Origin of the sequence: Acidiphilium iwatense, assembly GCF_021556475.1 — a bacterium.
Taxonomy (GTDB): Bacteria; Pseudomonadota; Alphaproteobacteria; order Acetobacterales; family Acetobacteraceae; genus Acidiphilium; species Acidiphilium iwatense.
In genome coordinates, this window is sequence record NZ_JAKGBZ010000016.1 from 34,657 (window position 1) to 55,659 (window position 21,003).

Sequence of the window (21,003 nt, forward strand, 5' to 3'; positions counted from 1 at the left end):
ACGGTTTTTCGCAACCCGTTTTCAGGGCAGCTATATATGATGTATGTTGTATACGTTGCTTATGGCGCGTGCAAGACATGGATGGGATTTCGAATGAAGAAGATGACCACATGCGAGTGATCGGGCTGGCCGGATGGAGCGGGTCGGGCAAGACCACGCTGCTGTGCCGGCTTCTCCCTCTGTTGATCGGGCGCGGAGTGCGGGTTTCGACGCTGAAGCACGCGCATCACGATTTCGACGTGGATCAGCCGGGAAAGGATTCCTGGGTCCATCGCGCGGCGGGCGCGACTGAAGTGCTGGTCGCTTCAGCCCGGCGCTGGGCGCTGATGCATGAGCTGCGCGGAGATCGGGAGCCCAGCCTCGCGGAACTCCTGGATCGCATGAGTCCTGTGGATCTCGTGGTGGTCGAGGGTTTCAAGCGGGAGCCGCACCCGAAAATCGAAATCCACCGGCAGGGGACCGGGAAGCCGCCGCTGCATCCGCATGATCCGAGCATCGTCGCGATCGCCTCGGATACCGCTTTCCCCGCCGCCGGCGTGCCGGTGCTTGGGCTGGACGATGTGGCGGCAATCGCCGACATCGCGCTGAGCCAGGCGCGATCGGTTGGAGCGATCCCGTGGCGCATGACGGCGGAAGATGCGTGTCATGGCCCAGCTATCGGATGATTGCTTCGCCTTCGGCGGCGCGCTTCTGCCTATCGAGGAGGCGATGCGGATCATCGCCGCCAATATCGGCCCGGTCGCATCCACGGAAACCGTAACGCTGGCCGATGCCGACGGTCGTGTGCTGGCTGGGGACATCGTGGCGCCGATCGACCTGCCACCCTACGCCAATTCGGCGGTGGATGGCTATGCCGTTCGCTCCGCCGATCTGCGGGACCGGACGGTTTTGCCGGTCGAGGGACGGGCGGCCGCGGGCGATCCGGCAGGGGTTGCGCTGCGCGCCGGGACCGCAAGGCGGATCTTCACCGGCGCCATACTGCCGGAGGGTGCCGACACGGTGTTCATGCAGGAGGATGTGCGGCTGGACGAGGCCGGCCGGGTTCATCTGCCGCCGGGACTGCGGCGCGGCGCCAACACCCGCGCCCAGGGCGAGGATGTGCGGGCCGGCGCGACCGCCCTGCCGGACGGGCGGCGCCTGCGGCCGCAGGATGTCGCCCTGGCCGCTTCGCTCGGCCTGCGCGACCTGACGGCGCGGCGGCCGATCCGGCTGGCCCTGTTCTCGACCGGCGACGAAGTCGTCGACCCTGGCACGCCTCTGGCACCAGGCAAGCTTTACGATGCCAATCGGATTTTGCTCGCGGCACTGGCCCGTCGCGCGGGAGCCGAGGTGACGGATTTCGGCATCCTGCCCGACAGCGCCGGGGTGATCACCGGGGCTTTGCGCGATGCCACGCGGACGCACGATCTGGTTATGACGTCCGGCGGGGTTTCCGCCGGTGACGAAGATCACGTACGTCGCGCGATCGAGGCGACAGGCCATCTGGTGTTCTGGCGGCTGGCGATCAAGCCGGGACGACCGGTCGCGATGGGCGTCATCGACGGCACGCCACTGGTCGGCCTGCCCGGCAATCCGGTCGCGGCGTTCGTGACCTTTGCCGCCGTGGCGCGGCCGCTGATCGCGGCGCTTTCCGGCGCCGCGCCGCCTGAGCGGATCGCCCTGCCGGTCCGCGCCGGCTTCAGCCATCGGAAAAAAAGCGGACGGCGCGAATATCTCCGGGTGCGCCTGATCCGCGCCGCCGACGGAGAACTGGAGGCACGGAAACATCCGCGCGACGGCGCCGGAATCCTATCCTCCCTGACCGAAACCGACGGGCTTGCGGAGCTTGCGGAACCTGTCACGACTGTGGTTCCCGGCGATGTCGTCGGATATCTGCCTTATGCCGACCTGTTTTAGAATCCAGGAAATCTAACGGGAGAACGCGTCATGAAATTTCGGGCCTTGCTAACAGGTGCTGTCGGCTTGCTGCTCGCGGGCGCCGCGCCGCCCGCGCTGGCGGGACAGACGGTCCTGACGGTTTACGCGGCCGGCACGCTTGCCCCGCCGTTCCGGCAATTGGACAAGGTTTTTGAAAAACGGCATCCGGGCGTCGTGGTTCAGCCGGAATTCGGCGGCAGCGTGATGCTGGCCAAACGGATCACCGAACTGCATCACCGCGCCGACGTGTTCGCGTCCGCCGATTATCACGTGATCCCGGATTATTTTTTTCCCGAATCCGGCCGGAAGGGTTTCGCGAGCTGGTATGTCGGCTTCGTCGGCAACGCGATCACCTTCGCGTATACGCCGAAAAGCCGGTTCGCCGGCCAGATCACGCCGAGCAACTGGTATAAGGTGCTGGCGCGGCCCGGCGTTCAGATCGGCCGGTCGAACCCGAATACCGATCCGTCCGGCTATCAGACCCTGCAGATGCTGAGCCTAGCCCAGAAATTCTACCATGCGCCGGGGCTCAAGGCCAAGGTGCTCGCCAATGCCCCGCCGACCAACATGCGGGATACCGAAACCGCGCTGCTGTCCGCGCTGCAGCTCGACCAGATCGATTATCTCGCGATCTACCGGTCCGACGCGGTCCAGCTCGGGCTGAAATATCTGCCGCTGCCGGCCAGGATCGATCTCAGCGACCCGAAGGATGCCGCGATTTATAAAACCGTGACGGCGCAGACCAAGAACGGCAAGCTTCCGGGTAGCCCCATCGTCTACGCGGTGACGATTCCGGCGAATGCACAACAGAAAACGCTGGCGGCGCAATATGTCGCACTTCTGCTCGGGCCGAAGGGGCGGGCGATCATGGCAAAAAACGGTTTCAACGTGATCGACCCCGCCTATGGCATGGATATCGCGAAAATGCCGGTAAAGCTCCGCCCGCTGGTGAAACCGTGGCCGGCCTGGTGAGCCGGAGCTGATGCTGCCCCGGCCGCGCGGCGTGCTGCTGACGTCGTGGCTGCTCGGCGGCGTGCTGCTCGTCTTCATCGTCGTGCCGCTGGCGCGGCTGATTGGCAGCCAGTCGGCCGGCAGCCTGATGCGGGTCGCAGCGCGGCCGGATGTCAGGCAGGCGATCCTGCTCAGCCTCGAAGCGGCGCTGCTGGCCACCTGCGTCGCGGCGGTCATCGGCGTTCCGCTGGCCTACGCGCTCGCCCGCGCCGAATTCCCCGGCAAGGGCATCGTCGGCGCGATCGTCGATATTCCGCTCGCGGTGCCGCACACGGTGGCGGGCATCGCGCTTCTGTTCGTGTTCGGCCGGCGCGGCATTTTCGGCGGATTCGCCGATCGCTGGCTCGACCTGCGATTCTGGGGCACGATCGCCGGCATCGTGGTGGCGATGCTGTTCGTCTCCGCGCCCTATGCGGTGAACGCGGCGCGCATCGGGTTCGAGGCGGTCGATCCAAGGCTGGAAAAAGTGGCGCGCACCATCGGCATGGGACCGTGGAGGGTTCTCTGGACGATCACGCTGCCGCTCGCCTGGCGCGGCATCGCGACCGGGCTGACGCTGACCTATGCCCGCGCGATCAGCGAGTTCGCCGCCGTGGTGATCCTGGTCTATTATCCGATGACCGCCCCGGTGAAGATCTACGAGCTGTTTCTGCGCTTCGGCCTGAACCGGGCGGCGGGCATGGCCACGCTGCTGCTGGCGATCACCCTGGTTCTGCTGATCCTGTTCCGCTATGTCGCCTATGGCCAGAAGAAAGCGACCGGGTACGGCCGATGACTCAAGCGACCACCGCGGTCGAAGGCGTTTCCCTGCGGCTCGGTGGGTTCTCGCTCAGGGATATCGATCTGACCGTGGCGCCCGGCCAGATCCTGGTGATTCTCGGCCCGAACGGTGCCGGCAAATCGGTGACCTTGGAAACCATCGCCGGATTTCACCGCCCAAAAGCTGGGCGGATCGTCATCGGCGGTCGCGACGTGACCGATCTGCCGCCGGAACGGCGCCGGGTCGGCCTGCTGTTCCAGAATTTCGGGCTTTTCCCGCATCTGACGGTGGCCGCGAACATCGTCCTCGGGCTTCGCGCGGGCCGGAAACCGGCGATGCGGCCGCATGACCCGGCGCTTGCCCCCCTGCTCGCCCGGTTTCACATCGATCACCTCGCGGATCGGCTGCCGGAGGATTTGAGTCCCGGCGAAAAACAGCGCACTGCCCTGGCGCGCGCGCTGGCGATGCAGCCCGATCTTTTCATGTTCGACGAACCGTTCTCGGCGCTCGATGCACAGAGCCGCGAGACGCTGCGCGAGGAACTTCGTGCATTCCTGCGCGAAACGCGGATTCCGGCGATTTTCGTGACCCACGATCAGGCGGATGCGGCGATGCTGGCCGATCGGCTTGCCATCATGAACCACGGCGCGATCGTGCAGGAAGGGCCGGCGGCGGATCTGTTCAAGGCGCCGGCCAATGTTTTCGTCGCCGATTTCGTCGGCATCGACAATCGGCTTCCCGGCCGGGTGATCGGTAGGGCGGGCGATCGCTGGCGGATTGATGTGGGCGGCCGGCTTCTTCTTGCGCGGGACGATCGCTTCGCCGGGGAGACCGACGCGAATGTCTTCGTGTGCATTCGGGGCGAGGATGTCGTGCTGCGCGGCGCCGGGATCACCGAGTGCGGCAATGCCGCGACCAATCGCCTGACCATGCGCGTGGTTGGGGTGAGTGGTCTCGGCGCGTTCCGCAAGGTCGCGCTCGATGGCGATTTTTCTCTGGTCGCTTATCTCACCAGACGCGATACTGAAAAACTTGGCCTCGCGCCCGGCAACGATACGATCGTCGAGATCGACCCCGAGGCGATTCACCTGCTAACGGATTCCGGCGGCAACACAATCCAATGGTCAAGACCTGACGCTAGTACCCGTGCGTAATGCCTGCTTCCTCGGACGCGGCAGGTCGCCGGGGCGATCTGTTCCGCCCCAGGACCCCACTCCAGTCCCATCGCGCATCCTTCCATTCTTGCGACAAGAATGCACCATCGAAGTCCTGGACTAGGTGCGTACCCAATAAGGCCACACCGCTATTGGGTACACACCCTAAGCAACTAAGCTGATTGCACTCAATGCGAATCGGTGCCGAAGAGCGCGGCGACGGCAGCTTCGTGAACGGAAGGATCGCCCACCGCGAGCATCGAACCGTCGCCGTCCAAGGTCAGGCGCCTGCCCTGCCAGTCGGTCGCAATTCCGCCGGCCGCCTCGATCACCGGCGCCAGGGCGGCCCAATCCCATAGTTTCAGGTCAGCCTCGGCGATCACATCGATCTGCCCGAGGGCGAGCAGCCCGTAAGCATAGGCATCACCGCCCCAGCTTGTCCGACGGCAGGCGGAAGCAAGCTTACGGAACCGCGCATACTGCGCCGTGTCGAGCATATCGGGCGAAGTACAGGACAGTTCCACCTCCGCTAGCGAGGCCACGCGCCGGCAACCCGCCACGCCGCCATGGGCACCGGTGAAGCTCAGCCTGCCTCCTGCCGCGAGCCAACGTTCGCCGGTAATCGGCTGATCGATCAGGCCGAGCACCGGCACGCCATGATCGAGCAAGGAAATCAAGGTCGCGAAGGTCGGGCGTCCGGTGATGAAGGCGCGGGTGCCGTCGATCGGGTCGATCACCCAGGTAAACCTCCCGGCACGCTGATCGCCCCCCTCTTGGCCGCCAAGTTCCTCGCCGATCATGCCGTGATCGGGAAAGCGCGTCCGCAATATTTCCCGAATCGCCACTTCGGCGCCTTTGTCGGCAGCCGTCACCGGGCTCGCGTCGCTTTTTGTCTCCACGCCCACCTGGGCACGAAAATACCGGCGGATCACCGCCCCGGCTGCGTCCGCCGCCGCCTGGGCCGCGGCGGCTTCGGCATCGAGACTCACGGCAACTTGGCGGGGCTGGCCGATTGCGAATTCAGATAGGCGATGACATCCGCGCGCACCTGATCATTCTTGATCCCCGGATAGGCCATATGGGTGCCCGGCGCGTCCTTCATCGGGGCATAGAGCCATTCGTTGAGCGCATGCGGCGTCCAGTTGCCCTTGGCGATTTTCTTCACCGCCCCCGAGAAGGCAAAGCCGGATTTGGCGAACATCGGCGCGCTCGCCACGCCATACAAATTCGGTCCGACGCCGTTCGCTCCGCCCTTGGTAACGGTATGGCAGGCCGAGCATTGCTGCTGAAAGAAGCTCTGACCCTTGGCGATGACCGCCTTGGCATAAAGCGCCTTGATCGAGGGCGCGCCGCTGCCCGAAGCCGCCGCCGGGCTTGGCTTCGCTCCGCCAGGGCCGGGCTTGGGCAACGGGACCGGGCTGGGCGACAAAGTGCGCAGATAGGCGATGGCGTCGGCCCGCACCGCGTCGTTCTTGATGCCGGTGTAGCTCATATGCGTGCCCGGCACGTAGGTCTGCGGGTCGACCAGCCATTCATTCAGCTTCTGGTAGGTCCAGTTGCCCTTCGCCTTCTTCTTCGCCGCCGCGGAAAAGGCATAGCCGGCCTTGGCGAACATCGGCGCGCCGATCACGCCGTACAGATTCGGTCCGACGCCGTTCGCCCCACCCTTGGTCAGGGTGTGGCACGCCGAGCATTGCTGCTGGACGAAGCTCATGCCTTTTTTCACGTCGGCTTTGGCGATCAGCCCGTCGATCGACGGCACGCCGCCTGCCGCCGTCTTCGCGGCACCCGCGCCGGCGATGGCGATCACCGGCTTTTTCGGTGCCTCGTGATTGGTGAAGAACATGGAGATATGGGTCGCGACCCAGAACACCAGACCGGCCGAGAGAATCCCCCCCGCGATCTTGTTCAGCAGCAGCGGATCGCGGCCTTTCCTGCCGTGACCCTGGGTCTGCTCGTTCCGGGTGCTCATGCCAGCGCGTCCTCCAAAGCTTTACGGGGCGATGTATAGCGATTTAGGAAAGTGCGACAAGCGATAACCCGACCCCGCGCGAGGAGGCTGCCATACCGTCCCCTATCGTCATGATCCCGGCACGGCTGGGCTCGACCCGCCTGCCCGGCAAGCCGCTGGCGGATATCGGCGGCGTGCCGATGATCGTCCATGTGCTGAAGCGCGCCGAACACGCCGCACTGGGGCCTGTGGCGGTCGCCTGCGCGGAATCCGCGATCGCCGAGGCGGTGACGGCGGCCGGTGGCCGCGCGGTGCTGACCGATCCCGATCTCCCGAGCGGGTCGGATCGGATTCATGCGGCCCTGGCGGCGATCGACCAAGGCGGACGGCACGATGTGGTGGTCAATCTGCAGGGCGACCTGCCCGGCATCGAGCCCGAAACGCTGCGCACCCTTCTCGCCGTGCTGGATGATCCGCGCTTCGACATCGCAACCCTGGTCGCCCCGATCGCCAGCGAGGCAGAGGCCGAGGCGCCGTCGGTGGTGAAAGCGGCCTGCGGCTTCGGCAATGGCGCACCTGTCGCCCCAGTTTTGTATTTCTCGCGAAACCGCATCCCGTCAGGCGTTGGGGCATTGTGGCACCATGTCGGCGTCTATGCCTATCGCCGCGCGGCGCTGGAGCGCTTCGTGAACGCGCCGCCCTCACCGCTGGAACAGCGCGAAAAACTCGAACAGCTCCGCGCGCTGGAAGCCGGAATGCGAATCGGCGCGGCGCGGATCGCCCGTGCCCCGTTCGGCGTCGATACGCCGGAAGATCTCGAACGCGCCCGAAAGGAATTCGCACCATGACCGCCCTCACAACGGACCGCATCGCATTCCAGGGCGTGCCTGGCGCCTATTCCGACCTTGCCTGCCGCACTGCCTTTCCCGCGATGGCGACCCTGCCGTGCCAGACCTTCGAGGCTGCGATCGATGCGGTACGCAACGGCGAGGCGTCGCTCGCCATGCTGCCCACCGAAAACTCGCTCGCCGGCCGGGTACCGGACATGCACACGCTGCTGCCCGATTCCGGCCTGTCGATCGTCGCCGAGCATTTCCAGCGGATCGAACACTGCCTGTTGGCGCCGAGCGGCGCAAAACTTGCGGGAATTAAACGGGTGCATTCGCACGCAGTGGCGCTCGGCCAGGTGCGGGCGCTCATCCGCGAACTGGGCGCCGAACCGGTGGTCGAGGCCGATACGGCGGGCTCCGCCGAACTGGTCGCGCGCTGGAACGATCCGGCGAGCGCCGCGATCGCGTCATCCCTCGCAGCCGAGATTTACGGGCTGGATATTCTGCGCCCCAATGTGGAAGACGCGGCGCATAACACCACGCGCTTCTACGTCATGGCGAAAACCCCGCGCCTGCCGCCGCCCGAAGCCGAAAACCTGATAACGAGTTTCGTATTCCGCGTCCGCAACGTGCCGGCGGCGCTCTACAAGGCGCTGGGCGGATTCGCGACCAACGGCATCAACATGACGCGGCTGGAGAGCTACATGGTGGGCGGCCTTTTCGCCGCGACCCAGTTTCTCGCCGAAATCGACGGCCACCCCGAGCAGCGTGGGGTACGGCTCGCGCTGGAGGAACTCGACTTTTTCTCACGCGAATTCCGCATTCTCGGTGTCTATCCCGCGGCACAGTTCCGCCTCGCCCAACGTGTGGCAATTCAGGGATCGGATTGAACGCTGAGGTTGAGTTTCGTTAGAAATCACTGAATCCATTTCATTTGTTATCCGATTCTGTTGCTTTTGCTTCATGATACCGCTAACCTGATGTTGGTCGAGGCGAAAAAACCGCCTCCTTGGCTCGTGCCGGCGCAGGATGCGCGCGGCGGCGGAGGAGGATTCCGATGGCGGGAACACTTCAGGTCGAGACTTTCCATCCCGTCACCACACCGGCGCCGGACTGGAGCGAAGCGGCGAACTGGTCCGGCAGCGCTGTGCCGGGCGCGGGCATCATCGCTGACATAATCGGAACCAAGGCGGCGATCGACCCCGGCATCACCATCGAGGCGGACGTCAGTTTGACGTCTTCGGATCTGATCGGCAATGGCGGCGCAATCGTGCTCGGCGCGGAAGCCAGTGTTTCGATTGCCGGCACGGCCTCATTCTATGCCTATGATTCCGTGGTCAACCAGGGTGCCCTGGCGCTCGGTGCCGGTTCGGCGCTGGATGTGGTGGTCGATCTCGGCGCGATCAGCGGATTGACCGGCGCGCCGCCGCCGAGCTTCGCCAATACCGGCACGGTCAGCGTCGCATCGGGCGGAATGCTCGATATCGGCGGCACCGAATTCGAGAATCAGGCCGTGGTCGCACTTGCGGGCGGCACGCTCGATGTTTCGGGCGGCGCGATCGGCGGGTCGGGAACTATAAGCCTCGCGAACAACGCCCTCGCCGCGTTCGGCGACGAGGTAGCGGCGCAGAGTTTCATCTTCGGCGCGGAAGGCGGCACGGTTTCGCTGGCCGATCCGCTGCTGGGAATCGGCGTGACGGTTTCCGGCTTCGGCGGCGGCGATGTCCTGCTGCTGCTCGATCTCGCCGATGCACGCATTGTCCAGAATGCCGGCCGGGTGACCATTCTAAACCGCTTCGGCACGGCCGAAGGCAGTTTCGCCGATCCATCCGGCACGCGTCTCACGGTGATCGCCGATGGCCCGGGCAGCGCGATCGTCGCCGCCAGCACCTCGGCCGTGGCGACAACTCCCGATCCGCCCTGTTTCGTGCGCGGCACCGCGATCCTCACGCCGACCGGCTACCGCGCCGTCGAATCATTGAGACCGGGCGACACCGTCATCACTGCGGCGGGCTCGGTCCAGCCGATCGTCTGGGTCGGGTCGTGCACGCTCGATCTGGCAACCCATCCGAAACCCGATTCGGTGCAACCCGTGGAGATCGCGCCCGGAGCATTCGGCCCCGGCGTGCCGCGCCGGGCGCTGCGCGTCTCGCCCGATCACGCATTGTCGTTCGACGGCGTACTGATTCCGGCGAAACTGCTGGTCAACGGCGCAACCATCCGGCGCGAGCGGGACTGCATGGCGGTCACCTATCATCATATCGAACTGACGCGGCATGACATCGTGCTGGCCGAGGGTGCGGCGTGCGAATCCTATCTCGACACCGGCAATCGCGCGGGGTTCGAACCGGCGGTATCCTGGCCGGTGCGGCGCAAACGCTGGGATTGTGACGCCTGCGCCCCGCTCTGCACCACCGGGCCGATCCTGCGCACGGTGCGCACCCGGCTTCACGCACGCGCAACCGAGTTAGGGTTTTCGCTCCGCCACGATTACGCCGTCACCCTCTGGATCGACGACGCGCCGATCCAGCGCCGTGCGGGTCCGGCCGGCGAAGCGCGATTCGTCGTGCCGGCGCGGCATGGCGGCCGCGTAACGATCCGTTCCGCTCGATTTATTCCCGCCGAGTTCGATCCGACCTCCGAAGACCGGCGTCATCTTGGTATCGCAATTACCAGGCTGCACATCGGACGCAGGCGGTTCGTCCCCGAGGCATTGGCCGATTCCGGATTCCTTCCGCGCGCTTCGGGCGATTCGGCACTCTGGACCGATGGCGCCGGTGTCATCCGGCTACCGCCCGAGGCGCGTCACCTCGCGATCGGCCTTGCCGCCCTGCCGCTCATGTGGACGCGACCCGGCGCGGAACGATCAGCCGTGCCGTGAGCACCTGAACCACTTCACCGTTCTGATTGCTTGTCTCGCTGCGCACCACGATCCGCCCCCGATCGGGCCGCGAGACGGATGGCGTCACTTCCATCACCTCGCTGACCACGGTGAGCACGTCGCCCGGCCTTGTCGGGCGCGGCCACGAAATTTCGTTGCCGGCACCCACAATACCGCCCGCGAGTGGCACGCTTTCGACCAGCAGCCGCATGGTCAGCGCGGCGGTCTGCCAGCCGGATGCCGCGAGGCCGCCGAACAGCGTGTCCCGCGCCGCTTCCTCATCGAGATGGAACGGCTGCGGGTCATAGGTTGCTGCAAAATCCTTGATCGCGGCGGCATCGAGCGTCGTGCTGCCACTCTGGAACCGCTGGCCGACCGACAGATCGTCGAAATAAAGCCGGTCGCTCATCCCAGCAGCCTGCCGATAACCCGCGCGGTATAGTCCACCACCGGAATGATTTTGCCATAATTGATCCGGGTCGGTCCGATCACCCCGATCGCACCGACGATCCGGTCGTTGCGGTTGCGCGCGGGGGCGACCACCATGGATACGCCGGCCGCGCCGAACAGCCCGCTTTCCGCACCGATGAAAATCCGTACACCATCGGAACGGTCTGCGAGTTCGAGCAGCTTGAGCATGGTTTCCTGCGCTTCCAGCCGCTCGAACAGATGCTGGATCGCTCCGAGCTTCTCGACTTGGTCGATATCCGCGAGTAGCCTGCCCTGGCCGCGCACGATCAGCGAACCGCCGCGTTCCTCGCCCGACCAGGTCGCGAGCCCGGCTGCCACCACGCCTGCGGTCAGCGTATCGAGCGCTGAGCGGTCCGCCTTCATGTCGGCGGCGACGCGCAGGCGAAGCTCGGCGAGCGACAGGCCGGAAAGCTGGGCGTTGAGATAATTGCTCGCCTCCTGCAACGCCGAAGGCGGCAGGCCGGGCGGCGTTTCGATCACCCGGTTCTCGACCTGACCGTCCGCCGAAACCAGCACGACCAAAGCCCGGCCGGAATTGAGCGGGACAAATTCGATATGCTTGACCGCACCGTCCGATTTCGGCGCGAGAACGATCCCCGCCGCCGCGGACAGGCCCGAAAGCATGGTCGAAGCCTCGGCCAGTGTGTCCTGCACCGAACGGCCCGACTGGGCCAGCGCCGCCTCGATCCGCTCGCGCTCCTCGTCGGATAATTCGCCGAATTGCAGCAATCCATCGACGAACAGGCGCAAGCCCCGGTCGGTCGGCAGGCGCCCGGCCGAGGTATGCGGCGAGAACAGCAGCCCGGCATCGGTCAGATCCGCCATTACGTTGCGAATGGTCGCCGGCGACAGCCCCATGGGCAGCAGGCGCGAGAGGGTCCGGCTGCCCATCGGTTCGCCGGTTTCGACATATTGCTCGACGATTTCGCGCAGCACCGCCGCCGAGCGGGCATCGAGCCCAGGCGGCAGTTTCGGCGAACGCTGTTGTGGCTGGTCCATGACGCGAGACTCGGCTATCCCGTGCTCAAAATCAAGCATACCTCACCTTTCAGGAGCATCCCGATGACCGAACCCGGACGACCGAGCGGCCGCGCCGCGGATGCGCTGCGCCGCGTCGACATCGTGACCGGTTTCGCCCGCCATGCCGAAGGCTCGGCGCTGATCCGCATGGGCGGCACCGAGGTGCTCTGCGCGGCGAGCGTGGAAGGCCGGGTGCCGGGCTTCCTGCGCAATTCGGGTCAGGGCTGGGTGACCGCCGAATATGGCATGTTGCCGCGCGCGACCCATACGCGCGGCGATCGCGAGGCCGCGCGCGGCAAGCAATCGGGCCGCACCCAGGAAATCCAGCGGCTGATCGGGCGGTCCCTGCGCGCGGTGGTGGACCGGGCGGCATTGGGCGAAATGACCATCACGCTCGATTGCGACGTGCTGAATGCCGATGGCGGAACCCGCTGCGCCGCGATCACCGGCGCCTATGTGGCTCTGGCCCTGGCGATCAAAAAACTGCGCGCGGCCAATGTGCTGAAGGGCGACCCGCTGATCGGGCAGGTCGCGGCGGTGTCCTGCGGCATCGCGGTGGGCGTGCCGGTGCTCGACCTCGATTACGCCGAGGATTCCGGCGCCGAGGCGGACGCCAATTTCGTGCTGACGGCGTCCGGCGGCATCGTCGAAATTCAGGCGACCGCCGAGCGTGCCACCTTCGACGAAGCAGCGTTCGGCGTCTTGCTTGGCCTGGCGCGGATCGGAACGGCGGCACTGTTCGCCGCACAGCAAGCGGCGATCGATGCGGCTTGAACGCGGTCAGCGACTCGTCATCGCCACCCATAACCCCGGCAAGGTGGTGGAATTCGCCGCCCTGCTCGCGCCCTACGGGCTCGACTGCGTGGCCTCCGGCGCGCTTGGTTTTCAGGAACCCGAGGAGAACGCCGCGGATTTCGCCGGCAATGCGCGGATCAAGGCGCTCGCGGCGGCGCGCGACAGCGGCTTGTTCGCCCTGGCCGACGATTCCGGGCTGATGGTCGCGGCCATGGGCGGCGCACCGGGAGTGCGATCCGCCCGGTTCGCCGCCGATTGCGGCGGTTTCGCCGCAGCGATGACGGCGATCATCGAGCGAACGCGCGAGGAACCCCGCGCCGCTTTCGCCTGCGCCCTGTGCCTCGCCGCACCGGACGGAACCACCGCGACCTATCTCGGCTTCTGCCACGGCAGGATCGCCGATGCGCCGCGCGGCGCCGGCGGCTTCGGCTACGACCCGATTTTCATCCCCCACGGCGATGACCGCAGCTTCGCGGAACTAAGCAAAACAGAGAAAAACGCGATCAGCCATCGCGGTCGCGCGCTGCGCCAGTTTGTCGCGGCGCATCTCGGCGACGTTTAACCCGGCGGTGCGGTTTCGATGAACGGGCGCTCCCCGGCGAACGGCTCGAACCACGCCGCAAGACGCGGGGCGGATACCCGCCAATCATAATCGGGAAGCCGGAAATCGAGATAACCAAGCGCGCACGCGATCGCGATGGTGCCGATATCGAGCAGTTTTCCCAGCGGATCGCGGTCGAGCACTATGACGGTACGTGCGATGACCTCCCGCTGACGGGCAATGAAAGCATCGCGTGCGGCATCGCGCGGCTTCTGGCCCTCCATCCGGCAGATGACCGCGGCATCGAGAACCCCATCGCCCATCGCCTGATGGCGGAGTGCTACCCAGCGGGCGGCGCCGGCGGCGGGAAACAGCGGCGGCGCCTCGCCCACCGTATCGAGATACTCGCAGATCACCGGGCTGTCATAGAGCGCGAACCCGTCCTCGGTGACGAGGCACGGCACCTTCGACAGCGGATTCTCCGCGATCAGCGCTACCGGGCTTTCATGCGGATTGGTCGGGATTTTCTCGATCTGCCGGTCGATCTCGCGAGCGATGGCACAGGTCATCACCTTGCGGACATAGGGGCTGGTCGGAGAATAGAAAAGCTTCATGGGCCGATCCCTTGGTTGCGGCGCAGATGTCTGGTTCGTTCGCGGGAATACAAGGGACGCGGTTCGGCGCCAATGGCACGGCGGCGATCAGGCGTTTTGTCCAGCCAAAGCCTATTTCGGTCTGGGTGACCCGAACAGATATTTGATCAGAGCGGCGATCGCGAGCACGATCAGCAACAGAACCAGCAGGCCGGCCAGAATCATTCCGCCCATCATGCCACCGTGCATCATTGCCGGTTCTCCTTGCATCAGCCTGGCCGTTGCATCATCCCGCGCATCATCGCCGGCATGCCGTCTTTGGCGAAAGCGTCGAGTTCCTTCGCGTGCGCATAAATCACCTTGACCATCTCCGGGTCGTCGGAGGTTTCGGTCACTTCGACGCCATCCGGCAGGATCTTGTATGTGCGGCGATATTTCGCGCTGTTCCGAAACATCGTGGTGACGCTCGGACTCATCGGATAGGGAAATGGACGGTTCGAATCGAGACGATCGTACATCTCGATCACATGGGCCTGGATGATGCCGGCGGTCTTCGCATTGCCCGACACCGTGGCGTCGATGATGCCGTTCGGCAGATATTGGGTGGCGCGCTGGATCTCGGCGTGGCGCTCGAACAACTCCATGCCGAGCTTCATCGGCCCCATCATGTTGTTATGCGACATCATGTCCCGCATGGTCCCGCCGCCCATCATTCCGCCGCCACCCATCATCCCTCCAGGCTGATCGGCGAACGCCTGGCGCCGGCCAAACCCGAGAGTCGCGAGAAAACCCGACAGAATGCCGCCGAGCGCGGCAGCAATGGTTCGACGTTTCATATCAGGGTGTGTACCCAATGGCGGCGTTCGTCGCTCATGATCGGCAAGATCATTTCACTCCTCTCTTCTGGCCAGCGGCCAAAATCCCTCCGGTCGCGGCCATACCGCCATTGGGAACACACCCTATATTTCTCGCATAAAAAAGCGGCTCCTGGAACGTTGCCCGCAATCACAAGATTGCCAGAACAAAATCGAATTCGAAAGCAAGAGCCGGAGTGCTGGCAGCGTGCGCAACGCCCATCATCGCCCCATATTGGAGCCTTCGGAGCCAGACATGACCAGAATGACCCTCTCTCCCGACCGAAACACGCCGATCCCGCCAATCGCCGATCCCGACGATGCGCGGTGGATCGCCGTCAAACGGCGGGATGCCAGTGCGGACGGACATTTCTACTATGCGGTCCGCACCACCGGCGTCTATTGCCGCCCGTCCTGCGCCGCCCGGTTGCCCCGCCGCGAGAATGTCAGTTTTTATGCAACACGTGCCGAGGCGGAACAGGCCGGCTTCCGGCCGTGCAAACGATGCCGCCCCGGTGACGCCGCGCAGGCCAGCCGGCACGCCGCCGCCATCGCCCGCGCGTGCCGGCTGATCGAAACCGCCGAGGAACCGCCGGCCCTCGCCGAACTGGCCGATGCCGCCGGGCTGAGCCGGTACCATTTCCATCGCATCTTCAAGCAGATCGCCGGCGTCACCCCAAAGGCTTATGCGAGCGCGCATCGGGCAAAGCGGGTGCGCTCGGAACTCGGCCAGAGCGACACCGTCACCCGCGCGATCTTTGACGCCGGGTTCAATTCCAGCGGGCGTTTTTACGAAGGATCGACCAAAATTCTTGGAATGACTCCAGGCGCCTATCGTGATGGCGGTGCCGGGGCGGAAATCCGTTTTGCCGTCGCCGAATGCTCGCTCGGCGCCGTCCTGGTCGCCGCGACCGGCAAGGGAGTCGTCGCCATCGAGTTCGGCGCCGATCCCGAGCGGCTGGTCCATGGGTTGCAGGATCGTTTCCCGAAGGCGGGCCTGACGGGCGGCGACGCTGCTTTTGAACGAATGGTGGCCGAGGTGATCGGCGCCGTCGAAGCACCGCGCCAGGGGCTCGATCTGCCGATCGATGTGCGCGGCACCGCCTTTCAGCAGCGCGTCTGGCAGGCGCTGCGGCAGATCCCGCCGGGCAGCACCGCGAGTTATGCCGAGATCGCCCGGCGCATCGGCAATCCGGCGGCGGTGCGGGCGGTGGCGCAGGCTTGCGCGGTCAACCCGGCAGCGGTGGTCATCCCCTGCCATCGCGTGGTCCGGTCGAACGGCGATCTCGGCGGCTATCGCTGGGGGATCGAGCGCAAGCGCGAATTGCTGCGCCGGGAGGGCGCAGTGTGATGCAGAGTTCCGCGAAGATCGCGCCATCGCGCCATCAGGCTGGATCAGATATCGCCGAGCGCGTTGCGCACCTCGACTGGCCGGCGCTGGAAGCCGATCTCGATGCGTTCGGCTGTGCGACCACGGGTCCATTGCTCACAACGGCCGAATGCGCCGATCTCGCCGGCCAATACAAGACCGATCGCCTGTTCCGAAGCCGGATCGTGATGGCGCGGCACGGCTTCGGCCGCGGCGAATACAAATACTACGCCTACCCGCTCCCCGACCTTGTGACCGGGCTGCGCACCGCACTCTATCCACGGCTTGCACCGATCGCCAATCGCTGGGACGTGGCTCTGGGACGCGGCGGAGACTATCCGGCCGAGCACCGTCGCTTCCTCGATTGCTGCCACGCGGCGGCACAGACGCGGCCCACGCCGCTGCTGCTGAACTACGGCGCGGGCGACTACAACTGCCTGCATCAGGATCTTTATGGCGATCTGTTCTTTCCGCTCCAGGTGGCGTTTCTGCTGAGCGCGCCGGACGAAGACTTCACCGGCGGTGCCTTCGTGCTGACCGAGCAGCGGCCGCGCATGCAATCGCGCGCCGAAGTCGTGCCTCTCGTTCAGGGCGAGGGCGTGATCTTCGCGGTCAATCAGCGGCCGGTAACCGGTACGAAAGGCGCCTATCGGGTGACGATGCGGCACGGCGTCAGCCGCCTCCGCACCGGCCATCGGCTGACGCTCGGCATCATTTTTCACGACGCGGCATAACGCGGAACCGCCTCGCGCGGCGGGGTTTATGTGCCGTGGATATTGCGGGTGGTCGCACTTCGCGCGACGTCGTCAGGTCGGGCATAGGTGCGCATCGCCAAATCAAAGCTCGGATTGGTCACGCCGAACCACAGGCGTTCGTTCTTGAAGTGGTGCCACAAATGATATTTCTTGATCCAGCGCCCCCAGCGCGTGCGCGGCCGATATGGGATGTGCGCCACGTAATGCACCCATTCGTAGTACAGGATGGCGAGCATCGCCCCCGCGATGATCGACGCGACGACCGACAGATTCGGCCAGATCAGGGCAACCAGACCGCCGGTCACCGCGAGATTGGGGATCAGGAACCAGAGCGGCAGGAACAGCAGATCGAGCCGGTCGGGCTCGACATGATGATCGTAGTGCAGCCGGTGCTGCAGCCGCAGGATGAACGGAACCGCACGCATCGGCTTCGCGTGGAAGGCGAAGCGGTGATATCCGTATTCACTGAGGAAAAACAGCACACCACCCAGCACGATAAAGCCGGGATGCACTGGCCAAACATCCGCCAATGCAAGGCCGCCCCACACCGCCAGGGCGGCGAGCAGAGCTGTATTGCTGCCGTGCTTCAGGAAATTCGCGATCATTGCCGTGCCGTTCGAATGCGTGGATGTTTCGGTGCATCGGCAGCATAGCACCGGACCCGGCGCGAATCATATAAAATTTACTAAATTGTTCATATAGCCGGGTTCAAGGCAGCCCAAGCCCTGAAGCGAGGCTCGCATCGCGTCGTCGAGCGGGGTATGCGGCTCGGCGCCCAGAAACGCGGTCAGCTTGGTATTGTCGAGCAGAACGGTCTCGCGCCAGAGATAGCGCATCTCCAGCATCTCGCGCAGCGTGATCACGAAGGGCGCGGCGAGATAGGCAGCCGGCCAGGGAAATTTCCGCACCGGCAGATCGGGTCGCTCCACGACACGCCGGATCGCCTCGGCCATATCGAGGCCGCGTGGCAGTCCGTGGCCGGCGAAATGGAAGGTTTCGAAAGGAGCCAGTTCGTTCGCCCGTTCAGCCAGGCGGACCATCGTCTCCGCAAGATCGGGCAGATATGCCCAGGCATGTCCCGCATCCGGCCGGCCCGGATAGGTGACGGACCGCAGCGGCGCGCCCGCTTTGACCAATCCTCGGGAAAACCAGCTATTCCCTGCATGTGGGCCGAAGAAATCGCCGGCGCGCACAATCAGGCTTCTTACCCCGGCATCGGCGGCGCGCGTCAGTTCCCGTTCCATCGCGACCCGGATGCTTCCCTTGCGCGTGAGCGGATTTTGCGGCGATGCCTCGCCGAGCAGCGGGAATGCGTCCGGCCCGTAATTGTAGATGTTGCCCGGAAACAGAATGAGCGCACCCTGCGCGGACGCGGCGGCGATGGTATTGCGCAGCATCGGCAGGGCAAGACCGCGCCAGTTGCGATATCCAGGCGGATTCACCGCATGAACGATCAGGTCACATCCCCTGGCAGCCATATGAACGTCTTTCCCGTTCATCGCGTCACCCCGCACCCAGTCGATGTCGGACCGGCCGATCCGCGCTCGTGCCGGGTCGCGATGCAGCGCGGTCACGCGCCAGCCGCACGCGCAGAGAACCCGCGCCACCGCATCGCCAACCCCACCGGTCACCCCCAACACCAAAGCCCGCCGGTCATCGTTCATATCGCTCTCCATCAATTCCGATGACTCATTCTGCCGCCGCGCCATCCAATTCAAAATTGCTTAAATCTGTCTGATCGCTATACATTTTCGTATGACTGGCCCCGGCTGGCATCTCTATCGCTCCTTTCTCGCGGTGATGCGTGTGGGCAGCCTGTCCGGTGCCGCCCGCACGCTCCGCATCGCACAGCCGACCCTTGGCCGGCATGTGAACCAATTGGAGCACACGCTGGGCTCACCATTATTCACCCGCTCACCGCAGGGCCTGACGCCGACGGATCTGGCGCTGGCGCTGTTGCCCGAGGCCGAGGCGATGGAATCAGCTTCCCATGCGTTAAGCCGGGTCGCCTCCGGGGCGATGGCATCGGATGCGGGGATCGTGCGGATCACCGCGAGCGAGATCGTCGGCGCGGAAATTCTGCCGGCAATCCTGGCCGGGCTGCGCATGACGCATCCGAGGCTTGCCTTCGAACTCGTTCTGTCGAACCGCACGGAGGATCTCCTGCGCCGGGATGCGGACATCGCGGTGCGGATGGTGCGGCCCGTGCAGGAAGCCCTGGTGGCGAAGAGTGTCGGGCGAATCAAGCTCGGACTCTATGCGAGGCGCGACTATCTCGACCGCAACGGCACCCCGGCGAATTTCGAGGAGTTGGAGCGGCACGCCTTGATCGGCTTCGACCGGCAGACGCTGTCCGCACGGTCGCTCGGCGACTTGCCGTCCTGGGCGGTGCGCGAAAACTTCGCCCTGCGCACCGACAGCGATCTCGCCCAGCTTGCCGCGATCCGCGCCGGCTATGGCATAGGCGTATGCCAGGTGCCGATCGCGAAGCGCGATCCGGCACTGATTCGCGTGCTGGCCGGCGCATTCGAGGTCTGGCTCGATACCTGGATCGTCATGCATGAGAATTTGCGCGCGAGCCGCCGCGTCCGTCTGGTGTTCGACCATCTCGGCCAGGAATTGCAACGGTTGATCGTCTCGGCGCACGGCAGGCGCTGATCGCCGCCGCAGGGAGAGCCGCGGCACATCCATGCGCGCGGCGGATGAGAATCATGTCAGTCCATGGGCATTCAAGCGCGCGGCATGCATCCCAGATTGCGGTCAAGCCCAGGCGCGGCCGGATCGGCCGTCGCCGACCGGGCTCCCCAACCGGACGGATCGGACGACCCGCCGGATGCGACAAAAAAGGAAAAGACTCAATGACTACGAAGAGAACCCTGATGGCGGCCCTGACGGCCGTAACCCTGATGACGACGGGAAGCGCGATGGCCGCCCAGCCCCAACCGACCCGTATCGCGCAGATCGCGCCGCAAATGGAGAACATGGCGAGTTCCAGCGGAATTGCCGTCGTGACCGCCGCGCGCAGCGGCACCGCCGTTTCATTCGGAACCCCGGCAACCTCGGGCTCCCCGCAATGGGTGCAGGCCGGCCATGATGCCTATCCAGCCTTCGCCCCCCTGGCCCACAAATAAAAATAACCGAAGAGCGCCTTTCATCCGCTTCGGCGCAGGCGCTTGACTCCGCGCCAAGTTGTCAACATCGTTGCCGGATGGCTCCGAACGGCACGCTGCTCCGACTTAGCTGACCGGCCCCTGCGCGGGGCCGGTCCGACGCGTCGCCGCCCTTCATTTCGGAGCTTTTCCCTATGACCATCAACGATATTACGGCGCATGATCGTGCGATCGTCGACCAGTTCACCCGGCAGGCGGCAGGCTTCGCCGCCGCCCCGGAACTTCACGGCGATGATGTCACTGCGCTTATCGTCGAGGCAGCCAACCCCGGTCCGCGCGACCGCGTGATCGATCTTGCCTGCGGCCCCGGTTCGGTTGCCTGCGCTCTCGCGCGCTGCGCCACGCATGTCGTCGGCCTGGACGCCACCGCCGCGATGCTCGATCAGGCCCGTACCCGCGCCGAAAAGCAGGGATTCGCCGACATCGAATGGCTGGAAGGCAGCATTTATGATGCTCCCTATCCCGACGGGTGGTTCGATATCTGCACCTGCCGCTTCGCGTTTCACCATCTTCAGGACCCAGTCCGCGCTTTCGGGGAAATGGTTCGCCTGACCGCGCCCGGCGGACGCATCGTGCTGTGCGACGGGCTGGCATCGGACGACCGGCAGAAGGCCGAGGCATTCAACCGCATGGAGCGCCTGCGCGATCCGTCCACGGTCGCGTTTCGGACGTTCGAGACCCTGCGCACCCTTTTCATCGAAGCCGGGCTCGGCGAACCCGAGATACGGATGTTTCAGGTGTCCTATCTTGCCGCCGATCTGGCTGAAAAATCCTTCCCTGAAGGCGGGGATCGCTCGGGCCTCGTGGCCCTCATCGAGGCCAGCGTCGATGGCGATCGTCTTGGCGTGGGGGCACAGAAAACCGAGGCGGGCGTGAGGATCGCTTACCGATCCGCGGTGCTGAGCGCGATCAAATCCTGAGTCCGGCGGCG

23 protein-coding genes are annotated in these 21,003 nt (G+C 65.2%); 15 read left to right on the forward strand and 8 right to left on the reverse strand.

Annotated elements, in window-relative coordinates:
* Nucleotides 1-110 precede the first annotated feature (110 nt).
* The 5 genes from mobB to L2A60_RS09935 are packed head-to-tail and all read left to right on the forward strand — an operon-like array spanning nt 111 to nt 4,842.
* Entirely contained in the window at nt 111-665 is a 555-nt protein-coding gene (gene mobB, locus L2A60_RS09915) for a molybdopterin-guanine dinucleotide biosynthesis protein B (RefSeq protein WP_235704222.1), read from the forward strand.
* Nucleotides 646-1,896, forward strand: coding sequence for a molybdopterin molybdotransferase MoeA (locus L2A60_RS09920; RefSeq protein WP_235704223.1), 1,251 nt, complete (start codon nt 646-648; stop codon nt 1,894-1,896). Before mobB ends, L2A60_RS09920 begins: the two co-directional genes overlap by 20 nt.
* A 30-nt stretch (nt 1,897-1,926) precedes the next feature.
* Nucleotides 1,927-2,889, forward strand: coding sequence for an extracellular solute-binding protein (locus tag L2A60_RS09925; protein WP_235704224.1), 963 nt, complete (start codon nt 1,927-1,929; stop codon nt 2,887-2,889).
* Nucleotides 2,890-2,899: 10 nt separating this feature from the next.
* Nucleotides 2,900-3,703: an ABC transporter permease gene (locus tag L2A60_RS09930; protein WP_235704225.1), complete on the forward strand. Its 804-nt coding sequence runs from the start codon at nt 2,900-2,902 to the stop codon at nt 3,701-3,703.
* Nucleotides 3,700-4,842, forward strand: a complete 1,143-nt coding sequence (locus tag L2A60_RS09935) for an ABC transporter ATP-binding protein (protein ID WP_235704226.1) — start codon at nt 3,700-3,702, stop codon at nt 4,840-4,842. The genes L2A60_RS09930 and L2A60_RS09935 overlap by 4 nt, the downstream gene beginning before the upstream one ends.
* Nucleotides 4,843-5,030: 188 nt before the next feature.
* On the opposite strand, the gene L2A60_RS09940 is transcribed toward L2A60_RS09935, so the two are convergent.
* On the reverse strand, nt 5,031-5,831 hold the full coding sequence (locus tag L2A60_RS09940) for an inositol monophosphatase family protein (protein ID WP_235704227.1): 801 nt from the start codon (nt 5,829-5,831) through the stop codon (nt 5,031-5,033).
* Entirely contained in the window at nt 5,828-6,814 is a 987-nt protein-coding gene (locus L2A60_RS09945) for a c-type cytochrome (RefSeq protein WP_235704228.1), read from the reverse strand. Before L2A60_RS09945 ends, L2A60_RS09940 begins: the two co-directional genes overlap by 4 nt.
* 92 nt (nt 6,815-6,906) lie before the next feature.
* Between L2A60_RS09945 and L2A60_RS09950 the strand changes: the two genes are divergently transcribed.
* The 3 genes from L2A60_RS09950 (at nt 6,907) to L2A60_RS09960 (ending at nt 10,504) form a co-directional block, all read left to right on the forward strand.
* Complete coding sequence (locus L2A60_RS09950; RefSeq protein ID WP_235704266.1) at nt 6,907-7,641, forward strand: 3-deoxy-manno-octulosonate cytidylyltransferase; 735 nt, start codon at nt 6,907-6,909, stop codon at nt 7,639-7,641.
* Entirely contained in the window at nt 7,638-8,513 is an 876-nt protein-coding gene (locus L2A60_RS09955) for a prephenate dehydratase (RefSeq protein WP_235704229.1), read from the forward strand. The genes L2A60_RS09950 and L2A60_RS09955 overlap by 4 nt, the downstream gene beginning before the upstream one ends.
* Before the next feature lie 167 nt (nt 8,514-8,680).
* On the forward strand, nt 8,681-10,504 hold the full coding sequence (locus L2A60_RS09960) for a Hint domain-containing protein (RefSeq protein WP_235704230.1): 1,824 nt from the start codon (nt 8,681-8,683) through the stop codon (nt 10,502-10,504).
* Here the strand turns inward: L2A60_RS09960 and L2A60_RS09965 are convergent.
* The gene (locus L2A60_RS09965) at nt 10,461-10,913 is read right to left on the reverse strand and encodes a MaoC family dehydratase (RefSeq protein ID WP_235704231.1); all 453 of its coding nucleotides are present in this window, start codon (nt 10,911-10,913) and stop codon (nt 10,461-10,463) included. The two genes, L2A60_RS09960 and L2A60_RS09965, sit on opposite strands and share 44 nt — an antisense overlap.
* Nucleotides 10,910-11,974: a heat-inducible transcriptional repressor HrcA gene (hrcA, locus tag L2A60_RS09970; protein ID WP_235704232.1), complete on the reverse strand. Its 1,065-nt coding sequence runs from the start codon at nt 11,972-11,974 to the stop codon at nt 10,910-10,912. Before hrcA ends, L2A60_RS09965 begins: the two co-directional genes overlap by 4 nt.
* A gap of 63 nt (nt 11,975-12,037) precedes the next feature.
* On the opposite strand from hrcA, the gene rph reads away from it, so the two are divergent.
* Together rph and rdgB are read left to right on the forward strand one after the other, a co-directional pair.
* Complete coding sequence (gene rph, locus L2A60_RS09975; protein WP_235704233.1) at nt 12,038-12,769, forward strand: ribonuclease PH; 732 nt, start codon at nt 12,038-12,040, stop codon at nt 12,767-12,769.
* Nucleotides 12,759-13,352, forward strand: a complete 594-nt coding sequence (rdgB, locus tag L2A60_RS09980; protein ID WP_235704234.1) for an RdgB/HAM1 family non-canonical purine NTP pyrophosphatase — start codon at nt 12,759-12,761, stop codon at nt 13,350-13,352. Before rph ends, rdgB begins: the two co-directional genes overlap by 11 nt.
* Here rdgB and L2A60_RS09985 read toward each other — a convergent pair.
* Together L2A60_RS09985 and L2A60_RS09990 are read right to left on the reverse strand one after the other, a co-directional pair.
* Complete coding sequence (locus L2A60_RS09985) at nt 13,349-13,945, reverse strand: glutathione S-transferase N-terminal domain-containing protein (protein WP_235704235.1); 597 nt, start codon at nt 13,943-13,945, stop codon at nt 13,349-13,351. The two genes, rdgB and L2A60_RS09985, sit on opposite strands and share 4 nt — an antisense overlap.
* Nucleotides 13,946-14,193: 248 nt before the next feature.
* Nucleotides 14,194-14,760 (reverse strand): hypothetical protein, encoded by a 567-nt coding sequence (locus L2A60_RS09990; protein ID WP_235704236.1) that lies wholly within the window; start codon nt 14,758-14,760, stop codon nt 14,194-14,196.
* A gap of 274 nt (nt 14,761-15,034) precedes the next feature.
* Between L2A60_RS09990 and ada the strand changes: the two genes are divergently transcribed.
* Both ada and L2A60_RS10000 read left to right on the forward strand, forming a co-directional pair.
* The gene (gene ada / locus L2A60_RS09995; RefSeq protein ID WP_456237165.1) at nt 15,035-16,129 is read left to right on the forward strand and encodes a bifunctional DNA-binding transcriptional regulator/O6-methylguanine-DNA methyltransferase Ada; all 1,095 of its coding nucleotides are present in this window, start codon (nt 15,035-15,037) and stop codon (nt 16,127-16,129) included.
* Nucleotides 16,129-16,881 carry a 2OG-Fe(II) oxygenase gene (locus L2A60_RS10000; protein WP_235704237.1) on the forward strand — a complete coding sequence of 251 codons (753 nt, stop codon included), beginning with the start codon at nt 16,129-16,131 and terminating at the stop codon, nt 16,879-16,881. Before ada ends, L2A60_RS10000 begins: the two co-directional genes overlap by 1 nt.
* Nucleotides 16,882-16,907: 26 nt before the next feature.
* Here the strand turns inward: L2A60_RS10000 and L2A60_RS10005 are convergent, their stop codons facing one another.
* Both L2A60_RS10005 and L2A60_RS10010 read right to left on the reverse strand, forming a co-directional pair.
* Nucleotides 16,908-17,507 (reverse strand): sterol desaturase family protein, encoded by a 600-nt coding sequence (locus tag L2A60_RS10005; protein ID WP_235704238.1) that lies wholly within the window; start codon nt 17,505-17,507, stop codon nt 16,908-16,910.
* Between the two features lie 66 nt (nt 17,508-17,573).
* Nucleotides 17,574-18,566: an NAD-dependent epimerase/dehydratase family protein gene (locus L2A60_RS10010; RefSeq protein WP_235704239.1), complete on the reverse strand. Its 993-nt coding sequence runs from the start codon at nt 18,564-18,566 to the stop codon at nt 17,574-17,576.
* Nucleotides 18,567-18,657: 91 nt separating this feature from the next.
* On the opposite strand from L2A60_RS10010, the gene L2A60_RS10015 reads away from it, so the two are divergent.
* The 3 genes from L2A60_RS10015 to L2A60_RS10025 all read left to right on the forward strand — a co-directional run bounded on the left by L2A60_RS10015 (nt 18,658) and on the right by L2A60_RS10025 (nt 20,992).
* On the forward strand, nt 18,658-19,560 hold the full coding sequence (locus L2A60_RS10015; protein WP_235704240.1) for a LysR family transcriptional regulator: 903 nt from the start codon (nt 18,658-18,660) through the stop codon (nt 19,558-19,560).
* A gap of 200 nt (nt 19,561-19,760) precedes the next feature.
* A complete protein-coding gene (locus tag L2A60_RS10020) occupies nt 19,761-20,033 on the forward strand; it encodes a hypothetical protein (RefSeq protein WP_235704241.1) in 273 nt (90 codons plus the stop codon).
* A gap of 173 nt (nt 20,034-20,206) precedes the next feature.
* Complete coding sequence (locus tag L2A60_RS10025; protein ID WP_235704242.1) at nt 20,207-20,992, forward strand: class I SAM-dependent methyltransferase; 786 nt, start codon at nt 20,207-20,209, stop codon at nt 20,990-20,992.
* Nucleotides 20,993-21,003 lie beyond the last annotated feature (11 nt).

Coding starts and splice junctions, on each gene's coding strand:
- L2A60_RS09945 (WP_235704228.1), bottom strand. CDS start 6,814: ATGAGCACCCGGAACGAGCAGACCCAGGGTCACGGCAGGAAAGGCCGC.
- L2A60_RS09930 (WP_235704225.1), top strand. CDS start 2,900: ATGCTGCCCCGGCCGCGCGGCGTGCTGCTGACGTCGTGGCTGCTCGGC.
- L2A60_RS10015 (WP_235704240.1), top strand. CDS start 18,658: ATGACTGGCCCCGGCTGGCATCTCTATCGCTCCTTTCTCGCGGTGATG.
- L2A60_RS09960 (WP_235704230.1), top strand. CDS start 8,681: ATGGCGGGAACACTTCAGGTCGAGACTTTCCATCCCGTCACCACACCG.
- hrcA (WP_235704232.1), bottom strand. CDS start 11,974: ATGGACCAGCCACAACAGCGTTCGCCGAAACTGCCGCCTGGGCTCGAT.
- L2A60_RS09935 (WP_235704226.1), top strand. CDS start 3,700: ATGACTCAAGCGACCACCGCGGTCGAAGGCGTTTCCCTGCGGCTCGGT.
- L2A60_RS09985 (WP_235704235.1), bottom strand. CDS start 13,945: ATGAAGCTTTTCTATTCTCCGACCAGCCCCTATGTCCGCAAGGTGATG.
- L2A60_RS10010 (WP_235704239.1), bottom strand. CDS start 18,566: ATGAACGATGACCGGCGGGCTTTGGTGTTGGGGGTGACCGGTGGGGTT.
- L2A60_RS09920 (WP_235704223.1), top strand. CDS start 646: ATGGCCCAGCTATCGGATGATTGCTTCGCCTTCGGCGGCGCGCTTCTG.
- L2A60_RS10000 (WP_235704237.1), top strand. CDS start 16,129: ATGCAGAGTTCCGCGAAGATCGCGCCATCGCGCCATCAGGCTGGATCA.
- rph (WP_235704233.1), top strand. CDS start 12,038: ATGACCGAACCCGGACGACCGAGCGGCCGCGCCGCGGATGCGCTGCGC.
- L2A60_RS09925 (WP_235704224.1), top strand. CDS start 1,927: ATGAAATTTCGGGCCTTGCTAACAGGTGCTGTCGGCTTGCTGCTCGCG.
- L2A60_RS10025 (WP_235704242.1), top strand. CDS start 20,207: ATGACCATCAACGATATTACGGCGCATGATCGTGCGATCGTCGACCAG.
- L2A60_RS10020 (WP_235704241.1), top strand. CDS start 19,761: ATGACTACGAAGAGAACCCTGATGGCGGCCCTGACGGCCGTAACCCTG.
- L2A60_RS10005 (WP_235704238.1), bottom strand. CDS start 17,507: ATGATCGCGAATTTCCTGAAGCACGGCAGCAATACAGCTCTGCTCGCC.
- L2A60_RS09955 (WP_235704229.1), top strand. CDS start 7,638: ATGACCGCCCTCACAACGGACCGCATCGCATTCCAGGGCGTGCCTGGC.
- L2A60_RS09990 (WP_235704236.1), bottom strand. CDS start 14,760: ATGAAACGTCGAACCATTGCTGCCGCGCTCGGCGGCATTCTGTCGGGT.
- L2A60_RS09965 (WP_235704231.1), bottom strand. CDS start 10,913: ATGAGCGACCGGCTTTATTTCGACGATCTGTCGGTCGGCCAGCGGTTC.
- rdgB (WP_235704234.1), top strand. CDS start 12,759: ATGCGGCTTGAACGCGGTCAGCGACTCGTCATCGCCACCCATAACCCC.
- ada (WP_456237165.1), top strand. CDS start 15,035: ATGACCAGAATGACCCTCTCTCCCGACCGAAACACGCCGATCCCGCCA.
- mobB (WP_235704222.1), top strand. CDS start 111: ATGCGAGTGATCGGGCTGGCCGGATGGAGCGGGTCGGGCAAGACCACG.